The organism is Kitasatospora sp. NPDC058115, from assembly GCF_042884635.1.
GTDB lineage: Bacteria > Actinomycetota > Actinomycetes > Streptomycetales > Streptomycetaceae > Kitasatospora.
Genome location: NZ_JBHVTL010000069.1, coordinates 1,625 through 3,062, shown reverse-complemented (window position 1 = coordinate 3,062; position 1,438 = coordinate 1,625). Strand labels below are relative to the sequence as shown.

The 1,438-nt window shown below is 57.6% G+C and carries 1 rRNA gene (only partly in view); it reads right to left on the bottom strand.

Features of this window, described 5'->3' with window-relative positions:
- Positions 1-1,438, bottom strand: a 23S ribosomal RNA gene (locus tag ACFVVL_RS35340); its annotated part runs 196 nt beyond the window's last position; the annotation flags it as partial.

The window sequence follows — 1,438 nt, the reverse complement described above, 5'->3', positions numbered from 1 at the left end:
AGCTAACCGGTCCCCTTAACGTTCCAGCACCGGGCAGGCGTCAGTCCGTATACATCGCCTTACGGCTTCGCACGGACCTGTGTTTTTAGTAAACAGTCGCTTCTCGCTGGTCTCTGCGGCCACCCCCAGCTCAGACAGCAAGTGCCGTCACCAGGAATGGCCCCCCTTCTCCCGAAGTTACGGGGGCATTTTGCCGAGTTCCTTAACCATAGTTCACCCGAACGCCTCGGTATTCTCTACCTGACCACCTGAGTCGGTTTGGGGTACGGGCCGCCATGAAACTCGCTAGAGGCTTTTCTCGACAGCATAGGATCATCCACTTCACCACAATCGGCTCGGCATCAGGTCTCAGCCTTAATGTGAGGCGGATTTGCCTACCTCACGGCCTACACCCTTACCCCGGGACAACCACCGCCCGGGCTGGACTACCTTCCTGCGTCACCCCATCGCTCACCTACTACCCCGTTGGGTCACCGGCTCCACCACGTCCCTTCGTCCGAAGACTCCAGGCCGGCTTCACGGGCTTAGCATCAAGAGGTTCAGCGCTGGCGCTTCAAAGCGGGTACGGGAATATCAACCCGTTGTCCATCGACTACGCCTGTCGGCCTCGCCTTAGGTCCCGACTTACCCTGGGCAGATCAGCTTGACCCAGGAACCCTTGGTCAATCGGCGCAAGAGTTTCCCACTCTTGTATCGCTACTCATGCCTGCATTCTCACTCGTATACCGTCCACGACTGGTTTCCACCGCCGCTTCACCCGGCACACGACGCTCCCCTACCCATCACAGCAACCGTTAGGTCTTCACGCTGCAATGACACGACTTCGGTGATGTGCTTGAGCCCCGCTACATTGTCGGCGCGGAATCACTTGACCAGTGAGCTATTACGCACTCTTTCAAGGGTGGCTGCTTCTAAGCCAACCTCCTGGTTGTCTCTGCGACTCCACATCCTTTCCCACTTAGCACACGCTTAGGGACCTTAGTCGGTGTTCTGGGCTGTTTCCCTCTCGACCATGGAGCTTATCCCCCACAGTCTCACTGCCACGCTCTCACTTACCGGCATTCGGAGTTTGGCTAAGGTCAGTAACCCGGTGAGGCCCATCGCCTATCCAGTGCTCTACCTCCGGCAAGAAACACGTGACGCTGCACCTAAATGCATTTCGGGGAGAACCAGCTATCACGGAGTTTGATTGGCCTTTCACCCCTAACCACAGGTCATCCCCCAGGTTTTCAACCCTGGTGGGTTCGGTCCTCCACGAAGTCTTACCTCCGCTTCAACCTGCCCATGGCTAGATCACTCCGCTTCGGGTCTTGGGCATGCAACTCAACCGCCCTATTCGGACTCGCTTTCGCTACGGCTACCCCACACGGGTTAACCTCGCTACACACCGCAAACTCGCAGGCTCATTCTTCAAAAGGCACGCAGTCACGGCCCCCGT